This is a genomic window from Bacillus sp. FJAT-50079 (assembly GCF_018343515.1).
Taxonomy (GTDB): domain Bacteria; phylum Bacillota; class Bacilli; order Bacillales; family Bacillaceae_C; genus Lederbergia.
In genome coordinates this window covers 13,632-30,581 of record NZ_JAGYPD010000011.1, presented here as the reverse complement: position 1 = coordinate 30,581, position 16,950 = coordinate 13,632, and the positions used below count along the sequence as shown (strand labels likewise).

Annotated in this window: 21 protein-coding genes; 2 read left to right on the top strand and 19 right to left on the bottom strand. The window is 38.9% G+C overall.

Features of this window, described 5'->3' with window-relative positions; genetic code table 11:
- Positions 1-132: 132 nt before the first annotated feature.
- Positions 133-2,139 (bottom strand): methionine--tRNA ligase, encoded by a 2,007-nt coding sequence (gene metG / locus KHA95_RS22305; RefSeq protein ID WP_213139776.1) that lies wholly within the window; start codon positions 2,137-2,139, stop codon positions 133-135.
- 234 nt (positions 2,140-2,373) lie between these two features.
- On the opposite strand from metG, the gene KHA95_RS22300 reads away from it, so the two are divergent.
- Both KHA95_RS22300 and KHA95_RS22295 read left to right on the top strand, forming a co-directional pair.
- Positions 2,374-2,658 carry an AbrB/MazE/SpoVT family DNA-binding domain-containing protein gene (locus KHA95_RS22300; RefSeq protein WP_213139775.1) on the top strand — a complete coding sequence of 95 codons (285 nt, stop codon included), beginning with the start codon at positions 2,374-2,376 and terminating at the stop codon, positions 2,656-2,658.
- Positions 2,659-2,785: 127 nt separating this feature from the next.
- Entirely contained in the window at positions 2,786-3,232 is a 447-nt protein-coding gene (locus KHA95_RS22295; RefSeq protein WP_249317219.1) for a GNAT family N-acetyltransferase, read from the top strand.
- Positions 3,233-3,320: 88 nt separating this feature from the next.
- Here the strand turns inward: KHA95_RS22295 and KHA95_RS22290 are convergent, their stop codons facing one another.
- The 18 genes from KHA95_RS22290 to dnaX all read right to left on the bottom strand — a co-directional run bounded on the left by KHA95_RS22290 (position 3,321) and on the right by dnaX (position 16,913).
- Positions 3,321-4,451, bottom strand: coding sequence for a bifunctional cystathionine gamma-lyase/homocysteine desulfhydrase (locus tag KHA95_RS22290; protein WP_213139774.1), 1,131 nt, complete (start codon positions 4,449-4,451; stop codon positions 3,321-3,323).
- Positions 4,451-5,377, bottom strand: coding sequence for a PLP-dependent cysteine synthase family protein (locus KHA95_RS22285; RefSeq protein WP_213139773.1), 927 nt, complete (start codon positions 5,375-5,377; stop codon positions 4,451-4,453). The genes KHA95_RS22290 and KHA95_RS22285 overlap by 1 nt, the downstream gene beginning before the upstream one ends.
- A 36-nt stretch (positions 5,378-5,413) precedes the next feature.
- Positions 5,414-6,052 carry a class I SAM-dependent DNA methyltransferase gene (locus KHA95_RS22280; RefSeq protein ID WP_213139772.1) on the bottom strand — a complete coding sequence of 213 codons (639 nt, stop codon included), beginning with the start codon at positions 6,050-6,052 and terminating at the stop codon, positions 5,414-5,416.
- 334 nt (positions 6,053-6,386) lie between these two features.
- A complete protein-coding gene (gene rsmI / locus KHA95_RS22275; RefSeq protein WP_213139771.1) occupies positions 6,387-7,271 on the bottom strand; it encodes a 16S rRNA (cytidine(1402)-2'-O)-methyltransferase in 885 nt (294 codons plus the stop codon).
- Entirely contained in the window at positions 7,249-7,536 is a 288-nt protein-coding gene (locus KHA95_RS22270; RefSeq protein ID WP_213139770.1) for a GIY-YIG nuclease family protein, read from the bottom strand. Before KHA95_RS22270 ends, rsmI begins: the two co-directional genes overlap by 23 nt.
- Positions 7,520-8,269 carry a tRNA1(Val) (adenine(37)-N6)-methyltransferase gene (locus KHA95_RS22265; protein WP_213139769.1) on the bottom strand — a complete coding sequence of 250 codons (750 nt, stop codon included), beginning with the start codon at positions 8,267-8,269 and terminating at the stop codon, positions 7,520-7,522. The genes KHA95_RS22270 and KHA95_RS22265 overlap by 17 nt, the downstream gene beginning before the upstream one ends.
- Before the next feature lie 148 nt (positions 8,270-8,417).
- Positions 8,418-8,786 carry a DNA replication initiation control protein YabA gene (gene yabA / locus KHA95_RS22260; RefSeq protein WP_213139768.1) on the bottom strand — a complete coding sequence of 123 codons (369 nt, stop codon included), beginning with the start codon at positions 8,784-8,786 and terminating at the stop codon, positions 8,418-8,420.
- Positions 8,787-8,801: 15 nt separating this feature from the next.
- Entirely contained in the window at positions 8,802-9,623 is an 822-nt protein-coding gene (locus KHA95_RS22255; protein ID WP_213139767.1) for a PSP1 domain-containing protein, read from the bottom strand.
- Positions 9,616-10,614 (bottom strand): DNA polymerase III subunit delta', encoded by a 999-nt coding sequence (holB, locus tag KHA95_RS22250; protein ID WP_349305519.1) that lies wholly within the window; start codon positions 10,612-10,614, stop codon positions 9,616-9,618. The genes KHA95_RS22255 and holB overlap by 8 nt, the downstream gene beginning before the upstream one ends.
- A 91-nt stretch (positions 10,615-10,705) precedes the next feature.
- Positions 10,706-11,035, bottom strand: a complete 330-nt coding sequence (locus KHA95_RS22245; protein WP_213139765.1) for a cyclic-di-AMP receptor — start codon at positions 11,033-11,035, stop codon at positions 10,706-10,708.
- 120 nt (positions 11,036-11,155) lie between these two features.
- Positions 11,156-11,791 (bottom strand): dTMP kinase, encoded by a 636-nt coding sequence (gene tmk, locus KHA95_RS22240; RefSeq protein ID WP_481748472.1) that lies wholly within the window; start codon positions 11,789-11,791, stop codon positions 11,156-11,158.
- Positions 11,792-11,831: 40 nt separating this feature from the next.
- Positions 11,832-13,280 (bottom strand): aminotransferase class I/II-fold pyridoxal phosphate-dependent enzyme, encoded by a 1,449-nt coding sequence (locus KHA95_RS22235; RefSeq protein ID WP_249317216.1) that lies wholly within the window; start codon positions 13,278-13,280, stop codon positions 11,832-11,834.
- 90 nt (positions 13,281-13,370) lie between these two features.
- Positions 13,371-13,544: a sigma factor G inhibitor Gin gene (locus tag KHA95_RS22230; protein ID WP_213139763.1), complete on the bottom strand. Its 174-nt coding sequence runs from the start codon at positions 13,542-13,544 to the stop codon at positions 13,371-13,373.
- A gap of 165 nt (positions 13,545-13,709) precedes the next feature.
- Positions 13,710-13,976: a pro-sigmaK processing inhibitor BofA family protein gene (locus KHA95_RS22225; RefSeq protein ID WP_249317214.1), complete on the bottom strand. Its 267-nt coding sequence runs from the start codon at positions 13,974-13,976 to the stop codon at positions 13,710-13,712.
- 78 nt (positions 13,977-14,054) lie between these two features.
- Entirely contained in the window at positions 14,055-14,279 is a 225-nt protein-coding gene (locus tag KHA95_RS22220; RefSeq protein ID WP_213139762.1) for a YaaL family protein, read from the bottom strand.
- Positions 14,279-14,875, bottom strand: coding sequence for a recombination mediator RecR (recR, locus tag KHA95_RS22215; RefSeq protein WP_213139761.1), 597 nt, complete (start codon positions 14,873-14,875; stop codon positions 14,279-14,281). Before recR ends, KHA95_RS22220 begins: the two co-directional genes overlap by 1 nt.
- A 9-nt stretch (positions 14,876-14,884) precedes the next feature.
- The gene (locus KHA95_RS22210; RefSeq protein WP_213139812.1) at positions 14,885-15,202 is read right to left on the bottom strand and encodes a YbaB/EbfC family nucleoid-associated protein; all 318 of its coding nucleotides are present in this window, start codon (positions 15,200-15,202) and stop codon (positions 14,885-14,887) included.
- Positions 15,203-15,224: 22 nt separating this feature from the next.
- On the bottom strand, positions 15,225-16,913 hold the full coding sequence (dnaX, locus tag KHA95_RS22205; protein ID WP_213139760.1) for a DNA polymerase III subunit gamma/tau: 1,689 nt from the start codon (positions 16,911-16,913) through the stop codon (positions 15,225-15,227).
- Positions 16,914-16,950: the final 37 nt, after the last annotated feature.

Here is a 16,950-nt window from a genome sequence, read left to right as displayed (position 1 = left end):
TTTATCACAGTAAACTAACATTTATATTACAAAAAATAACATAGAGAGAAGTAATCGTCATACATAATTACTGTTTATTCTCTCTATGTCGCTACTTTTCAATATCTTTTCGAATATTACGTTTTATTACATTTACTTTACAAATGCACCATTTTCTAATGTTTGGTCAACTTCTGCAACCGAGAGGACGCCATTTTTTTCACCAGCTAAAATCATTCCTTCGGATAATTCTCCACGAAGTTTCACTGGTTTTAAATTGGCTACGACAATGACCTTTTTACCGATTAATTCTTCCGGCTTATAGAATTCAGCAATCCCTGAAACAACTTGACGTTTTTCATAGCCAAGATCAAGTTGCAGCTTTAAGAGCTTGTTCGTTTTCTTAACCGGTTCACAAGCAGTTACTTGTCCGACTCTTAACTCAATTTTCATAAAGTCATCAATAGAGATTTCCGGCAATTGATCGTTATTTTCACTCTCTTCTTCCACTTTCGGAGCAGTTCCTTGCATTTGCTCTTTAATATAAGCAACTTCCTCTTCCATCTCTAGTCTTGGGAAGATTGGCTCACCTTTAGAAACGACAGAAACTCCCTCGGGAAGATTCGCAAATATTTTCAAGCTTTCCCACGATGTGAGCGCCTCGTTGTCGATATTTAACTGAGTAAAGATATTAGATGGTGTCTTCGTTAAAAATGGTTTGAGTAAAATCGCAATTCTTCTCAATGATTCGACAAGATGCACCATTACGCTGCCAAGTTCTTGTTTCTTATCTTCGTCTTTTGCCAAAGCCCATGGCTCTGTTTCATCGATATATTTATTTGTACGGCTCACAAGCTGCCAGATCGATGTAAGTGCAACAGAAAACTCCATATTGTCCATTGCTTTTTCAACATGCTCAACAATTTCTTCATTCATTGTGCGCAGATCTTTGTCGAACGGCGTCACATCACCTTCGTATGCCGGAATATCGCCGGAAAAATATTTATTGATCATAGCGATCGTACGATTTAATAAGTTACCAAGATCATTTGCTAAATCAAAGTTAATTCTTTCGACAAATCCTTCAGGAGTAAAAATTCCGTCAGAACCAAATGGTACTTCACGCAATAAATAATAGCGCAGGGCATCTAATCCATAACGATCGATTAACGTGACAGGATCTACTACATTTCCTTTAGATTTCGACATTTTTCCATCTTTCATCAACAGCCAACCGTGGGCAAATACTTTTTTTGGAAGCGGCAAATCAAGTGCCATTAGCATAATCGGCCAATAAATTGTGTGGAATCGAACAATCTCCTTGCCGACGATATGCACATCAGCAGGCCAATATTTTACAAAATTTCCATCATTGTCTGTACCATAGCCTAATGCAGTAATATAGTTTGACAACGCATCAATCCAAACATAAATCACATGCTTTGGATTTCCAGGCACTTTAATCCCCCAGTCAAATGTCGTTCTTGAAACAGCTAAGTCTTCAAGACCAGGCTTCAAGAAATTATTAATCATCTCATTTTTCCGTGATTCAGGCTGAATAAAGTCTGGATTTTCCTCGTAATATTTCAGTAATCGATCAGCATACTTACTCATTTTAAAGAAATACGATTCTTCTTTTACTTTTTCTACGGGACGGTGACAATCCGGACATTTCCCCTCATCAAGCTGACGCTCTGTGAAAAAGGACTCACAAGGTGTACAATACCAGCCTTCATATACATCAAGATAAATATCACCTTGATCTAGTAAACGCTGGAAAATTTTTTCGACAATTTCCTTATGACGCTGCTCCGTCGTTCTAATAAAATCATTATAGGAAATATCAAGTTTTTTCCATAATTCTTGGATTCCACTTACGATTTCATCGACATATTCTTGTGGTGTAACATTATTCTCCTTGGCAACCTTTTGGATCTTCTGTCCATGTTCATCCGTTCCTGTTAAATACATGACATCATATCCACGCAGTCGCTTATATCGAGCCATCGCATCACCAGCAACGGTTGTATAAGCGTGCCCTATATGTAAATTTCCACTGGGATAATAAATCGGAGTCGTTAAATAAAATGTTTTCAATTTTTCCTTCATGATTTTCCCTCCATCAAAATAGTACAAAGCACGAAAATAGATTATTGCCATCATTTCCTCTTATATCATCAAAATATACGTGAAAATGCCTATTTTCGCAACTTGTGAACATTGGTATGCTTCCGTATGAATGCGTTTACTCATGCATCCCATCGGTTATGAAGATTTAAAAATTTAAGTAATTGACGTTTTTGGGGAAAATTGGTATGATAGAAACATAGAAAAAATTGTCGAATAATGGCGATTAATGAAGGAAACATTTTTTACATTTTGGGAGGAAAAGAGATGAAATCTACAGGTATTGTCCGTAAAGTCGATGAGTTAGGCCGGGTTGTTATCCCAATTGAACTTCGCCGCACATTGGGGATTGAAGAAAAGGATTCTCTTGAAATTTATGTAGACGATGATAGAATCATTTTAAAAAAATATAAACCAAGTATGACTTGTCATATTACTGGTGATGTTTCCGATGACAACGCATTCCTAGCTGGCGGAAAGTTAGTGCTAAGCAGAGAAGGCGCAAATCAATTAATTAAAGAAATTCAAAATGCTTTTAATCTCGAAAAATAAATAATGAATGAAAAGAAGAAGCAGTTCATTAAGCTGCTTCTTCTTTTCTTTTAGTAAACAAGGTTTATTCGATTGTGATGAGGAATAAATACTATATAGCTATAATTTAGAAGGGTGAAAGATCAATTTGGATATTAAATATCTCCATTTTATTACTATTCCTGAAAAGAAAATAATGGATGGTATCATACGATTGCACGAAAAGATTTTTGGCGATGCTCAATCTATTCAACAAATGGAAGATAAGTCCGAGTTGCTCATTCATGTTGCAATAGATGGCACAAAAGTAGTCGGTTACAAAATTGGCTATAAACTCAGTAACGTTAAATTTTATAGTTGGCTGGGCGGGGTAGATGAGTTTTATAGAAATCATGGTGTTGCCTCTAAACTAATGGAAAAGCAACATCAATATGTAAAAGAAAAAGGGTATAAGATTATTCAAACAAAAACAAAGAATAAATGGCGTAATATGCTCGTATTAAATATAAAAAATGGATTCGATGTGATCGGTACATATACGGATGAAAATGGAGAGCCAAAAATTATTCTTGAAAAAAGATTATATCGCAAATAATAACGAAGCCAATATCGAAAGATGACAAAAAACCATTTTGAAAAATTGCTCAAAATGGTTTTTTTAACGTAGTATGTGGCGTACATTTTTAATTTAGGGCTTGTTTAAGATCTGCTACTAAATCTTCAACATCCTCAAGACCGACGGAAATACGCACGAGTCCATCTTCAATTCCAAGCTCCAATCTTCTTTCCCTTGGAATCGATGCATGAGTCATTAATGCAGGTACTGAAATTAAACTTTCTACCGCTCCTAGACTTTCAGCCAATGTAAAATATTGAACATTTTTGACAAGGGCCAACGCTTTTTCTTCACTTTCGACTGTGAAAGAAATCATCCCGCCAAATCCATCCGCTTGCTTTCTATGCGTCGCATGGCCAGGATGATTTTCAAGCCCAGGATAATAGACTTTTCCAACCGCGGGATGTTCAACTAAAAATTTAACAATTTCCTTCGTGTTCGCTTCGATTTCTTCCATTCTAATGCCCAATGTTTTAATTCCTCTTATTAATAACCAGCTATCTTGCGGCCCTAGCACACCGCCTGTTGAGTTTTGAATGAAATGAATGTCATTACCAAGATCTTCGTTTGCTGCGACGACAAGACCTGATACGACATCACTATGTCCGCCTAAATATTTTGTCGCACTGTGTAAAACAATATCGGCTCCTAGAGAAATTGGATTTTGCCAATACGGTGTACTAAACGTATTATCAACGACCAACATTAGTTCATGCTCTTTAGCAATTGCGCTTATCTTCTCAAGATCGGTAATTTTCAACAATGGGTTCGTCGGTGTTTCGACATAAATTGCCTTCGTGTTTTCACGGATGGCAGCTTTTACTTGATCTATATCCGTTGTGTCGACAAAAGTCACATCAATGCCGAATTTATTAAGCACTTTCGTCATAAGACGAAATGTTCCGCCATATACATCATCTGTAAAGATAAAATGATCTCCCTTAGAAAATAATTGCACAACAGCGGTGATCGCGGCCATCCCAGATGCAAAAGCAAAGCCGCGTACCCCGCCTTCAATATCCGCGATTAGTTTTTCAAGTGCCTCTCTTGTTGGGTTTCCGGTTCGACCATATTCATATTCAAAATTTCCCACACCATTTTGTTTAAATGTACTCGCATGGTGAATGGGAATCGAAACAGCTCCCGTATATGGGTCACGACTAATTCCTCCATGAATCAATCTTGTCTTTTTTTTCATTATTTGTTCACCTCATCGTAAATATTACTGCTAATATAACGTTCACTACTATCAGGGAAAATTGTAACGATATTCGTACCTGGTGTTGCCTTTTCTGCTTCTTTTAGCGAAGCCGCCATGGCTGCGCCCGAGGAACTGCCGACTAATAATCCTTCCTTTTTAGCCAAATCCTTTACATAATAGAAGGCTTCTGAATCAGAAATCGTGTGAATGGCGTCAAAATAAGAGCGATCGACAAATGGCGGCAAAAATTCCATGCCAATCCCTTCCGTTCGATGGGGTCCTGGCTCACCGCCATTTAAAATCGATCCTTCTGGTTCAACAATGACACTTTTGACATTCTTTAATCGCTCTTTTAAATATTGAGAGGTCCCCATAAACGTTCCACCAGAACCAGCTCCTGCTACAAATATATCAATCTTTCCATCTAGCGCCTCAAACAACTCCGGGCCTAAGCTTTTATAGTATGTCGCCGGATTATCAGCATTTTGAAATTGCCCCGGGTAATAGGCACCAGGAATACTTGAGAGCAATTCCTTTGCTTTCTGAATGGCTCCTTCCATTCCCAGCTCTGTTGGTGTATTGACTACTTTTGCTCCAAGTGCGCGCATTAATGTTTGTTTTTCCAAGCTAAACTTCTCAGGAGTAACGAAAATAGCCTTTACCTCGTATTTCAGTGCGGCGAGCGCAAGACCAATCCCTGTATTGCCTGCGGTTGGTTCAATAATCGTGCCGCCCTTTTGCAGACAGCCACTCTTCATTGCCTGTTCAAGCAAATATAAACCAAGTCGGTCTTTTACACTTCCACCTGGATTAAAATATTCCAACTTTGCAAACAATCGTACACCGACCGGTAATGGGAAAGAAGTAATCTCCAATAACGGTGTTTGCCCAATTAATTCATGCACATTCTTTGTATAGTTCATTTTTCATTCCTCATTTATAGAAATACATGGCTCCACTTATTGTTTTGTTGCTTCAATCAACCAGACAAAATCATTCATTTGTGTAAAAGCACTTGTAAATCCGAGTGATCGAAACAACTCTTGAAAGAAAGGGATCGTCGTATAAAATTCCGTACTTAAATCATTTGCTAAGCGATGAAAGCCTTTATTTTTTGCATCTTGAATCATTGCTACTTTTGCCTGTTCATCGACAAATACGGTATCCGCAAAAATAATTTTTCCACCATCTGCTAGCAGCTCATTATATTTTTTTATTGCTATCGTCTTTTCTTCATCTGTTAAGTGATGAAAAGCATATGTGCTTACGATCGAATCGACAGATTGAAAGGGTGGCTGAAATTGAAGGAAGTCTCCTTTTTCCAGGTTGACATATGGCAATTTCTCTTTTGCAATTTTTCGCATCCCATCGGAAGGCTCAAATCCATACACATTCTTTTCGTAACTAACTAATTTTTCAGTTAAATTACCTGTGCCGACACCGAATTCAATAACGTTCCCGAAAGCTTTTAACGCCACTTCATTCAATATTTGATCGTACCCCCGAAAAACCTCATTATATTCCGGATCATTACCAGCAACTGTCTCATCATACGTGCTAGACCATTCATCAAATAATTGATTAAAATCAGTACCCATTTTCATTCCACCTTTTTCGCATAAAAATACTCGGAATTAGTATATGGTTTAATTTATCATGTGCTACATAATAAAGCAACAACAATTTATTTACATGCGGATGATTTCCGTGGGCACGGCTTCAGCCCCGGGTCATCACGAAGCCTTTGCCACACGATCTGGCGACTTTAGACTTCGTTTCTTCGTAAGGTGAAAGTTCAAGTGGCGAGTCCCAGCCTAGAAGACTTGCTACTCGCCCGTTGGAACGAAAAATGCTTCGGGGTGAAATCAATAGTGTTAATAGCTCCTTATATACAGAGTACTTTTTCAGTGCTCTTTTCACTTTTCGACAGTATTACTCATTATCAATATGATAGGCCTGATATACTTCACGTTTTGACAGCTTCCGATCAACCGCAGTTTGCTTTATCGCTTCTTTCGATGAAAGTCCTTGCTCATCCATATAATGAAGAACATGTTCTTTTACTTCCATCGATATCCACCACTCTTGTCCGGTTTCTTCGGCTTGGGATTGCACACTTCCTTCGACAATAAGGCAAAATTCCCCACGAATCTCTGATTGTTCTGCCCAATTCATTGCTTCGGCAATTGTCCCGCGCAAAAACTCCTCAAATTTCTTTGTTAACTCACGTGATAAAACGATGTTGCGATCATTTCCGAAAGTTTCAGCCATCAGCTTTAACGTTTCTTTTAGACGATGAGGAGATTCATACAAAACGATGGCTCCTTGTTGACGTGCAAGCTTTTCCAATTCTCCCCTTTTATCTTTGCGATTACGTGGTAAGAAGCCGTAAAAGTAAAAGGGCTGTGGATCAAGGCCTGAAGCAATGAGTGCAGTTAAAGCTGCATTCGCTCCCGGAAGCGGCACAACAGCAATTCCTAAGTGAATCGCTTCTTTGACAAGCTCGTAGCCTGGATCGGATATGCAGGGCAAGCCTGCATCACTGACGAGCGCCACATCTTCGCCCTGTTCAAGTCTTCTTAACAATTGAGCACCGCTCACCTTTCGGTTATGTTCGTGATAGCTAACGAGCGGTGTTTGAATATCGAAATGGTTGCAAAGCTTTTTTGTATTTCTCGTATCTTCCGCAGCAATCACATTCGCTTCCCTCATGATTCGAATCGCCCGGAATGTCATATCTTCTAGATTTCCAATCGGCGTAGGAACCAAATAGAGGTTTCCACTATTTTTTTGTTCAAAACTCTTCTGCATCCTCATTCCATTCACTCGCCTTTTTTAAAAATTCTTCCTTTTTCCTACGCGGCATTTGCTTAAATGAATACTCCGCTTGCATCGCTTCACGCTTATCCGCAAATTCCTCTGAATAAATCATTTTAACGGGCCGCTTCATTCTCGTATATTTTGCACCTTTTCCACGATTATGTTGTAATAAACGCCGCTCTAAATCGACCGTATATCCCCCATAAAAAGAACCATCATTACATTCAAGGACGTAGAAAAAATGTTTAGTTTTCATTGCCATATAATATTTCTCTCACTTCAGACGTGTATTCATTATCTGCATTATAAACAAATAACGGCGGAAGGCTTTTTAAGCCGGCACGTCCATTTTTCGTACCTTCAACTAAAATTGTGTTTGCTTCTTTCCCCATTTTCGGATAAACAAAACGAAGACGTTTCGGTTCTAGCCGATATTGTCTCATAAGTGTGAGAATATCCATCAATCGATCTGGGCGGTGAACAAAGGCCGCTTTCCCGCCTTGGCAAAGAAGCTGACTGCTAACACGCACGACGTCTTCAAGCGTACATAAAATTTCATGGCGGGCAATCGCTAAATGTTCATTTTCATTGATTACATCTTCCGAAGGCGATAAAAAATATGGGGGATTGCATGTAACAACATCATATTTTCCATGCCCTAGTACCTCAGGCATCTCTTTTATATCGCCATGAATCATCTTAAGCCGATCCGCTAATCCATTATAATCGATGCTTCTAACGGCCATATCGTATAAACGGGATTGAATTTCAACACCCGTTATTTTGCCCTTTGTTTGATTACTTAATAGCAATGGAATGACACCGTTTCCGCTGCACAAATCGACAATATTGCCTTTTTGAATTGGCAAATATGCAAAGCGGGCAAGCAATACGGCATCTAAGGAAAAGGCAAAAACAGAAGGACTTTGAATAATTCGTAAATCCTCTGCAAGTAAATAATCAAGTCGTTCATCACCAACAAGCGTTACCAACATTTATTCACTCCAATCTAGGAACATATAACATCATGATCCCAAACAAAACACATTTAAGCGGGAGCTGACCATAAATGAAACATGAAAGAAAGGATGTCCATCATTTATCATGGACATCCTCTTATAGCCAACTTCACCCTATTTCTGCTCACTTTTTATTTAAAAAGGAGAGACAGAATAGACAATCTTCATCCCCGCGGGGACTGCCAAAATGGACATTGCAAATATGGAAGCCTTCTTGATACAGCCGGGCAAGGTTATCATAGCCTTCACCAATTTCAGTCATTTTATCATAAACAGATTTCTCTTTTGTCTTTTTCTCATGATTAGAAGAAGTATTTGTCTGCTCGGGCTCCTGCTCCATATGCCTTCGCAAATGGTCATTTTCCAGTTTCAAGGCATGGTTTTCCTCTATTAACTCAGCAAGATATTGCTTGATTTCTCCAAGCTGCTGATACAAATGGCCAATCTGCATCTCCATACTGCTTACTGAATCGAAGAACTCCTTTTTATCCATACTTTTTACACCTCGTTATTCTGTCGCCGAAACCGTACTTTCATTCATGATCTCTTCCAGTGTATATTCCAAAACACGTTCTTGTCCCGTTAAGTTTACTTGAATGATTCGTTCTAAGATGTTTAATCCGATCACTTTTCCAGGACCATCCGGTGTTTTAATGAATTCTCCTACATCTGGTAGTTCCGCCTTCGCTGCCTCATACTCATCATTTTCATATTTTAAACAGCACATTAATCTCCCACATAGCCCTGAAATTTTTGTGGGGTTTAAAGAAAGATTTTGATCTTTTGCCATTTTGATTGAAACAGGTTCAAAATCTCCAAGAAAGGTAGAACAGCATAGCATGCGACCACACGGGCCAATACCACCAAGCATTTTCGCTTCATCTCTTACCCCGATTTGTCGCAGCTCGATTCTCGTTCGAAAAATTGATGCTAAATCTTTCACAAGATCGCGGAAATCAACACGGCCATCCGCAGTAAAATAAAAAATAACTTTATTACGATCAAACGTATATTCTACATCAACCAGTTTCATATCAAGCTGATGTTCGCTTATTTTTTCATTGCACACAACATGAGCTTGCATCGCAGCTTGCTTATTTTCCTCGACATTTAGTTGATCTTTTTGGTCAGCAAGCCGAACTACCTTTTTAAGTGGAAGAACAACATCGTGTTCACTTACTTGTTTAATATCTGTGACTGCTTTTCCATACTCGATCCCCCTAGCGGTTTCCACAATCACGTAATCATTAATAACGATTGGGAATTCACCTGGGTCAAAATAATATATTTTACCGGCTTTTTTAAACCGGACACCTATCACATTATACAAAAGAAGGTCCCCCCTGCAAATTTAGCACAAGCTGTTCCATTAACAGCTGAGGATTCATATTTGCGTTTAATTTCCGTTTGGCTTCCAAAATTGCAGTCATTTGTTCCGACAATCGTCCAGAGGAGATGTGAAGAGCATCTGTTTCGAGCATACTTCGCTGATCTGAAAAGACGAGCCGCTGATCCTTCCCCATTTGTATATAAAGTACATCTTTATATATGAGCAATAAAAGATTGAGCCCCATGTCTAACTGGGCCTTCTCTTTAAAATGACCATTCCATTCATCCTGAAGAATCGTCATTGCATAAAGTGGATTTTGCTTCAGGACTTCATATAATTTTAACACTATTTTTCGTGCTTGTGCAAACCAATCATCACCGTCAAGCTCCAATGCCTCATGAATATGATTCGTTACTGCGGCAAGAAGAGGTGCTTTTACAGGATGAACGCCAGCTTCTTCAAGTTTTTCACACAAAATGGCAGCTGGAATCGATTGAAAGGAAATCACTTGGCAACGCGATAAAATCGTTGGCAAGATTCGCTGTGGTTGCTCCGTAACTAAAATAGCCATCGTCTCTGAATGCGGTTCTTCTAAAAATTTCAATAAACTATTTGCCGCTGAAACCGTCATTTTCTCGGCCTCAATAATGATATATAGTTTTTGCTTTGATTCCATTCCTGATTTACTAAATTCCGTTCGTAATGAACGAATTTGTTCTATTTTAATCGATAGTCCATCTGGTTCTACGAGATGAACATCGGGATGATTGCCATGCTTGATCCGTTTACAATTTACACAGTCTCCACATGGAATAAAATCGACACGATTTTCACAGAAAAGCGCCTCTGCCATTAATAAACTAGCTGCTCGTTTCCCTGTCCCGCGCTCCCCTTCAAATAAATAAGCGTGAGCAATTCGATTCTTTTCCATACTGCGCTTCAGCATCCTCGCAGCAAGCGGCTGTTCTTTTTCGAATTCTACCCATGATATAGACACATCACTCAACTCGCTAACTATCATAAAATAATGAGCAGCCGTTAATTTCTATGATCTTGCGAAATTAATGACTGCTTGTATCATTCTAAAATTGGTGAAACTCTTCAATTGGAAGGACAAAAACAGTCGCCCCGCCTACCGAAACTTCTACTGGATAAGGAATATATGAATCAGCATTACCACCCATGGGCGAAACCGGTGCCATGAGTTGCTCACGAGTTTTACAGTTTTCTTTAATTACTTGAAGAGCTTTAGCAACTCTCACATCTTCCGTTCCAATCATGAACGTCGTATTGCCAGACTTTAAAAATCCGCCTGTTGTTGCTAGCTTCGTTGCTCTAAAGTTATTTTCAACTAATGCAGTCATTAATCGATTGCTATCTTGATCCTGCACAACTGCCATAATCATCTTCATCTATAATTCCCCCCTTGAGAATACTTTTTACATATTGTCTTATATTTATTATATCAGCTATCGCTTTATGATACATGTCTTATCATAAAAGATTTTCTTTATATTCAAAATTGATAGATACTAATTATTTTTACACAAAAATGCCTCCACTGCTTCTTTTGCCGCTTCATAAACAAGATCGACCGAAGCACTTGCATCAATACTTACAATTCTTTCAGGAAATTTTCTTAATAGAAGGTGATAGCCTTCCCTTACTTTGTGATGAAAATCGATCGCTTCTAAGTCCAAGCGATTAATTTCTCGTCCTTGATGTTGATTAATTCGTTTTAACCCCATTTCAGGAGGAATATCTAAATATAAGGTTAAATCCGGCATTAATTCTTGAATCGCAAATGCATTAATTGCCAACACTTCATCGATTCCCAAGCCCCTTGCATATCCTTGGTAAGCGAGTGAACTATCGATAAATCTGTCACATATGACGATTGCTCCTCGCTTAAGAGCTGGCACGACCTTTTCAACCAAATGTTGTCGTCTTGCCGCAGCGTACAATAACGCTTCTGTGCGTCGGTCCATCATCGTATGATCAGGATTTAAAATAATCTGGCGAATTTGCTCGGATATGTCAATTCCTCCAGGTTCTCTCGTGATCACTACTTCCCTATCCATTTGCTGTAATTCCATTACCAGTTTATGTATAATCGTTGTTTTTCCTGCACCTTCAGGACCTTCAAACGTAATAAATATTCCTTGCATCATGTCACCCCATCTTTTGTTGCTCATGCCTTTTAGTATATCATTGAGGTTTCCCTGATGAAAATACTTCAATTTTCCCCTTTAAAAATGTCTCTTCTCCACCTTGAAAACGTGCATTTGCTTGTATCAATAAATTGAGTTGATCCAATTGTTCAACCTTTATTTCTTCTCCTGGCATGATTAATGGTATCCCTGGAGGATATGGAATGATCATTTGTGCCGCAATCCTTCCGATCGCTTCATCAAGTTCAACTTGCTCCGTAGACAGATGACGCATTTCTTTATATGAATAAGTTAATTTACTTAATTTCTCCGTTTCATATTCTCCAAGCTTTACCATGACCGGCTGATTTTGCTTGCCACCGTCGATGCGGATATTGCTTATTTTCTCAATTGCCTGATCATATGGAAAGATCATGCCTTGCTTTAGCAATGGCAATGTGAACAGCACTTGTGAAGGATCGGCTAATTCTGGATAGATGGATAATCTCTCCAATTCCCTTTGGAGCTCAAAACCTGTCATATATGGATGATAAATCGTCATTTTTAATGGATCTTGTCCACGTTCTAGCGGGTGAATGTGAAGATCAGTATGACGGGAAAGCTGTGTAGAAAATTGCTCACGTTTTTCCATTGTATACGCGATATCTTCATCTGAAAAAGACGCCAAATAATGGCGAGCGATATCTAATGAAGCCATAATTGGATAGGATGGACTGCTTGATTGCAAAATAGATAAATACGATTCAATATCAAGCCTACTTACCCTGTCACTATTTAGATGTAAGTAGGAACCCATTGTCATAGCAGGTAACATTTTATGCGCAGAATGAACAACAACATCAGCATTCATAGTAAGAGATGAAGGAGGAAATGGATCACCTAATTGAAAATGGGGAGCATGGGCCTCGTCGATTAAAACAACTGCTCCATGCTGATGAGCAATTTCAATGATTTGTTCCAGTTCATATGTTTTTCCATAATAATCAGGGTATGTAAAAATACAAACCTTTATATTAGAATAACGTTCGAATGCCTCCTTTACTCGGTTGTGATTCATGCTTGCTGGCAACCCCGAATGCTTGTCTATTTCCGGGGAAATGAAAACAGGGCGAACATTTGCCAGCATGAGGCCGTTTAGAATCGATTTATGGCAATTGCGCTGGACAAGCACGTGCTCTCCCTCACAACAACTCGCCAATATCATCGCAATATTTCCTACTGTACTCCCATTTACAAGGAAGTAACTCTTCTTTGTTCCATAAAATTGTGCAAGAAGCTGCTCCGCCTCGGCAATTGCTCCCTGTGGATCATGCAAATCATCCAATCCTGTAATCTCAGTAAGATCATACGTTAAAAACTGTGAAAATAGCTGATTTGTTTGTTCCATTAGCAATCCATTTTTATGTCCCGGAACATGGAAGGAGATGCTATTTTTCTCCCGATGCTCACGTAATATATCAAAAATCGGCATACTTTCTTGTTTCATTACAACTTCCCTCTCGTTCATTATCGCTTGTATATACGATCATATCATAGAAAGAAACACAAAAAAATATAGCCAGCTTCTTTCTTCTGGCTATGATATCGTTCTTTCTTCTGTTATCGCTTTTAATTTATGAATAAAATACTTATAGGTCGGATCAACTGGATCACTATTAATCATAGCAGTCTCACAATCTGTACAAATATATGATGTATAAAGATGATATCCTTGCTTATTTCCCCCATTGCAAATAATACACTTACTCATACCTCCACCTCCATACAATCTAGGTTACCCATTTTCATCTGTTGTATACACAATTTATAAGATTAAATCAATTACATCATTATCTTATGCTTATCATGTTGAGACGTTGTTTGTCTTATAAAGAAAAGAACAAGTTAAAACCACCTACAAAGAAAGTGTAGGTGGTTAAACGAGGATATATAGTTGAATAATTGTCAATGCAGCTACACCTGGTAATCCTAAAAAACCGGAGATCGATGAAGTTACGAAGTTGATCGGAACAAATACACCAAATTGATTGCCAACTGCATTAAGAAAAAATAAAAATAATGCTCCAATCAGTATTTTCATGACGGCTTGTCCCGTCCATTTCAAAAGCTTCCCTGGCAAGCTAATGAAGAGCAATATGAGAATGATTCCACCTATGATTGCGATCATTGCAAATGAGTTCAAATTCTGTCCCTCCCGCCTCTCGTCTACAATCCTATTTATATGACGAGTTTTAAAAAAAAGAACAGATTTGGATTCATTTCATCGTTCGATCCGGGTTTTCAATGAAACAGGTCTTAATTTTGCTTCTCGGAACAAGAAAAAATATTTTGCTTTAGCAAGCTTTGTTTCATATCGTAATTGGTCGGTATGTTCATAGCTTAATTTTTCTATTTGCTTTTGCTTCATCCAGTCTTCCTTCGTACTTTCCATTAAATCTAATAGCCGTTGATCGTACTCTTTACGAAGCCTTTTTCTCCGAAACATTATAGTTCTCTTCTTCCTTCCATCGCTTTAGAAAGCGTCACTTCATCTGCATATTCAAGATCTCCACCAACCGGAAGACCGTGAGCAATTCTCGTAACTGTAATACCGGATGGCTTTAACAGTCTGGAAATATACATTGCTGTTGCTTCCCCTTCGATGTTTGGATTAGTCGCTAAAATGACTTCTTGAACGGTGTCATCTTGTAATCTTTTTAATAGATCAGGTATATTAATATCTTCTGGACCGATGCCTTCCATTGGAGAAATTGAACCGTGAAGAACATGATAAAGCCCATTATATTCACGCATTTTCTCCATCGCAATGACATCCTTCGGCTCCTGAACGACACAGACGACACTGCGATCACGACGCTCATCTTTACAAATATAACAAGGATCCTGATCCGTTATATGTCCGCACACGGTACAAAATCCTAAATCACGCTTAGCATTAACGAGTGCTTTGGCAAAATCAAGCACTGTATCTTCCTTCATATTAAGAACGAAAAAAGCCAGGCGGGCAGCGGTTTTCGGCCCAATTCCCGGCAATTTCATAAAGCTATCAATTAGCTTTGAGATTGGTTCTGGATAATGCATGATCTAGCCTCACATTCCAGGAAGGTTAATCCCTTTAGTGAACTGCCCCATCGTCGCATTCGTTAAATCGTCCGCTTGCTTTAATGCGTCATTTGTTGCGGCCACAACGAGATCTTGAAGCATTTCAATATCTTCTGGATCAACTACTTCCTCATTAATGTTTACTTCGAGCACTTCTTTATGTCCTGAAACGATGACAGTTACCATTCCGCCACCTGCTGTTCCTTCAAGTCTTTTCTCACCGAGTGCTTCTTGTGCCTCAGCCATTTTCTTTTGCATTTTTTGCATTTGTTTCATCATGCCTTGCATATTTCCCATTCCTCGCATCATTACCATTCCCTCCACTAGATTAATTTTTTATTTCAAGCAAATCCGCACCTACTAATTTCATCGCTTCTGCAATAAGCGGATCTTCACTCATTTCTTCATTTTTCTCGCCATGCTGACTTTGATTTTGTAAAAATTGTTGCCTAATTTCAGCCCATTGATCTTCTGGAACCCCAACAAACTGATATTGCTTTCCTGTCAATTCTTCTAGAAATTGTGTCAGTGTTTGAATAAATTTATGATTTTCCACTGCCATTTGACAATGGATTTCATACTTAAATTTCAGCACAAACGCATTGGTCGAAGCAGCTGCTGGCTCAGCATCATTTAAAAGAGCAGATTGAGAACGCATTTGCCTGCTATTTAACATCTCAAGCAAATCTCCCCAGCGACTTTTAATCGCATTTAAATCTTCTCTCGTTGCCTGCTTTAATATTTCTCCAATCATTCTTGCATTTGCCCGATAGCCCTTTGTAGAACGTGTTACCTTTTTCGTCGCTGGCTGATCTCGGCGAACCTCTTCTTGGGCTGGTGGATTTTTCTTCAATGCTTCAATTTCTTTTTCAAGCTCATTGATTTTTGCTAATAATTGTTGGCCACCCGCTGAATCGATCACATTGTTTTTCACTTCTGTCTGACAAAGCTTTACGAGGCCAACTTCTAAATAAATGCGGGCATGATTCGTAAAGCGCATTTCTTGTTGGGTTTTATTTAGTATATCAATGTATTCGTAAATATGCTCCGGCTGAATTTGTGCTGATAATGTTGTAAATTCTTCGTCAAGCATCGCCCGTTCTAGCGACTCTTCTAGCGTTGGCGCCGTTTTATAAAGCAGCATATCACGAAAATATAAAATCATATCTTCTGCAAACCGCGCAGGATCTTTCCCTTCGAGCATTAATTCTTCCAATGCTTCAAGCGCCATTGGTGTATCCTTTTCATATACCGCTTTCCCTAAGCGATTTAAATAGCTTTGTGCAACAGAACCTGTCACCGCTAAAGCGTCCTCTACGGTCACCCTCTCATCACTAAACGAAACCGCTTGGTCAAGAAGGCTAAGTGCGTCCCGCATGCCTCCCTCAGCTGCTCGAGCAATGACATGAAGCGCCTTTTCATCGAATTGAAGACCTGATTCAGTCGCAATATGCTCCATCCTACCAACGATATCTTGAGAAGTAATTCGTTTAAAGTCAAAACGTTGACAACGGGAAATAATCGTTAAAGGAATTTTATGTGGCTCAGTCGTTGCTAGAATAAATATAACATGCCTTGGTGGCTCTTCCAATGTTTTTAACAGCGCATTAAAGGCACTGATCGAGAGCATATGTACCTCGTCAATAATATAAACTTTATATGGAACCGAATTAGGGGCAAAATTTACTTTATCAAGTACATCTCGCATTTCCTCTACCCGGCTGTTGGATGCCGCATCAAACTCGATCACATCTTGATTTGACCCATCTGTAATTCCAATACAGGCCGCACATTCATTACATGGCTCAGAGACTGGCATTTTCTCACAATTCACTGCTTTGGCTAAAATTTTAGCTGCACTTGTTTTTCCTGTACCGCGTGGACCTGAAAATAAATAAGCGTGGGATATTTTTTGGTGGAGGAGAGCATTTTGCAATGTTCTTGTGACATGCTCCTGACCAACGACGTCTGCAAATGATTGTGGTCTCCATACCCGATATAATGCTTGATAGCCCATTTTCTCCTCCTCCTTTTCCCATAAAAATTTCTTCTCT

Excerpts from the sequence above, each read along its gene's own strand:
- metG (WP_213139776.1), bottom strand. The coding sequence starts at position 2,139 with ATGGCAATAATCTATTTTCGTGCTTTGTACTATTTTGATGGAGGGAAA.
- yabA (WP_213139768.1), bottom strand. The coding sequence starts at position 8,786 with ATGGATAAAAAGGAGTTCTTCGATTCAGTAAGCAGTATGGAGATGCAG.
- KHA95_RS22280 (WP_213139772.1), bottom strand. The coding sequence starts at position 6,052 with ATGGGTACTGATTTTAATCAATTATTTGATGAATGGTCTAGCACGTAT.
- rsmI (WP_213139771.1), bottom strand. The coding sequence starts at position 7,271 with ATGAGGATGCAGAAGAGTTTTGAACAAAAAAATAGTGGAAACCTCTAT.
- KHA95_RS22290 (WP_213139774.1), bottom strand. The coding sequence starts at position 4,451 with ATGAAAAAAAAGACAAGATTGATTCATGGAGGAATTAGTCGTGACCCA.
- KHA95_RS22265 (WP_213139769.1), bottom strand. The coding sequence starts at position 8,269 with ATGTTGGTAACGCTTGTTGGTGATGAACGACTTGATTATTTACTTGCA.
- KHA95_RS22220 (WP_213139762.1), bottom strand. The coding sequence starts at position 14,279 with ATGTTTCGGAGAAAAAGGCTTCGTAAAGAGTACGATCAACGGCTATTA.
- KHA95_RS22230 (WP_213139763.1), bottom strand. The coding sequence starts at position 13,544 with ATGAGTAAGTGTATTATTTGCAATGGGGGAAATAAGCAAGGATATCAT.
- dnaX (WP_213139760.1), bottom strand. The coding sequence starts at position 16,913 with ATGGGCTATCAAGCATTATATCGGGTATGGAGACCACAATCATTTGCA.
- KHA95_RS22285 (WP_213139773.1), bottom strand. The coding sequence starts at position 5,377 with ATGAACTATACAAAGAATGTGCATGAATTAATTGGGCAAACACCGTTA.
- tmk (WP_481748472.1), bottom strand. The coding sequence starts at position 11,791 with ATGCAAGGAATATTTATTACGTTTGAAGGTCCTGAAGGTGCAGGAAAA.
- KHA95_RS22245 (WP_213139765.1), bottom strand. The coding sequence starts at position 11,035 with ATGAAGATGATTATGGCAGTTGTGCAGGATCAAGATAGCAATCGATTA.
- recR (WP_213139761.1), bottom strand. The coding sequence starts at position 14,875 with ATGCATTATCCAGAACCAATCTCAAAGCTAATTGATAGCTTTATGAAA.
- KHA95_RS22270 (WP_213139770.1), bottom strand. The coding sequence starts at position 7,536 with ATGGCAATGAAAACTAAACATTTTTTCTACGTCCTTGAATGTAATGAT.
- KHA95_RS22300 (WP_213139775.1), top strand. The coding sequence starts at position 2,374 with ATGAAATCTACAGGTATTGTCCGTAAAGTCGATGAGTTAGGCCGGGTT.
- KHA95_RS22235 (WP_249317216.1), bottom strand. The coding sequence starts at position 13,280 with ATGAAACAAGAAAGTATGCCGATTTTTGATATATTACGTGAGCATCGG.
- KHA95_RS22210 (WP_213139812.1), bottom strand. The coding sequence starts at position 15,202 with ATGCGAGGAATGGGAAATATGCAAGGCATGATGAAACAAATGCAAAAA.